General features: G+C 65.3%; 1 protein-coding gene. It reads left to right on the top strand.

Annotation, left to right across the window (positions count from 1 at the left end):
* Positions 1-138 precede the first annotated feature (138 nt).
* Positions 139-1,038 (top strand): IS5 family transposase, encoded by a 900-nt coding sequence (locus ACIBVP_RS45735; RefSeq protein ID WP_396112830.1) that lies wholly within the window; start codon positions 139-141, stop codon positions 1,036-1,038.
* Positions 1,039-1,051 lie beyond the last annotated feature (13 nt).

Here is a 1,051-nt window from a genome sequence, read left to right as displayed (position 1 = left end):
TCTAGGCCGTGTTTCAGAGCTGTGACCAGCGGGATGTTGCCTGGTGTTGACTTGTTTGGCGTGTCGTTGATCGAAATAGGGCGAGGTCTCCGGTAGATCGATCATCGACCAAGACGATCATGATCACCCGGAGACCTCGTGGCCAGCGTAGCGGCGGCGGGGCGTGCTGACCTGACTGACGCGCAGTGGGCGGTTCTGGAGCCGCTGTTGCCTGTCGGTCGCAAGCCAGGCCGCCCGCCGAAATGGACCAAACGGCAGTTGATCGACGGGATCCGTTGGCGTGTGCGTGTGGGGTCGCCGTGGCGGGATGTTCCACCGGATTATGGCTGCTGGCAGACGGTGTATGGGTTGTTCCGGCGTTGGCAGCGCGCCGGTGTGTGGGCGGTGATCATGGGTGCGTTGCAGGCGCGTGCTGATGCCGTCGGGTTGATCACGTGGGATGTGAGTGTGGACTCCACGATCAACCGGGCGCATCAGCACGCGGCGGGCGCACGGACTGACGGCGCGGCGCAGAAGGAGCCGCCGGGCGGAGTGGGTGATCCGGAGCCGGCTGATCACGGAATGGGGCGCTCGCGGGGTGGGTGGACCACCAAGCTGCATCTGGCCGTTGAGCAGGGACAGAAGCCGTTGTCGGTGGTGATCACCGCAGGACAGCGCGGTGATTCGCCCCAGTTCCAGGTGGTGTTGGAAGGTATCCGGGTCGCCCGACCGGGTGGTGGTCGACCGCGGACCCGACCGGATCGGGTGTTGGCGGACAGGGCCTACGGTTCCCGCGCGAACCGGGACTATCTGCGTCGTCGTGGTATTCGGTGCACGATCCCGCAGAAGAAGGATCAGGTGCGGCACCGCCAGGCCAAGGGCAGTGCTGGTGGCCGGCCACCAGCGTTCGACCCGAAGTTCTACAAGCAACGCCACGCGGTGGAGTGCGGGATCAACCGGCTCAAACGCAACCGGGCCGTGGCCACCCGCTACGACAAGCTGGCGGTCCGGTACGAAGCCGTCGTCCATCTGGCCGCGATCAACGAGTGGCTACTTTGAAACACGGCCTAGA

The sequence above is a fragment of the Actinophytocola sp. NPDC049390 genome (assembly GCF_044466355.1).
Classification (GTDB): Bacteria; Actinomycetota; Actinomycetes; order Mycobacteriales; family Pseudonocardiaceae; genus Actinophytocola.
The sequence above is the reverse complement of the archived record's forward strand: the minus strand, read 5'-3'. Positions and strand labels throughout refer to the sequence as shown.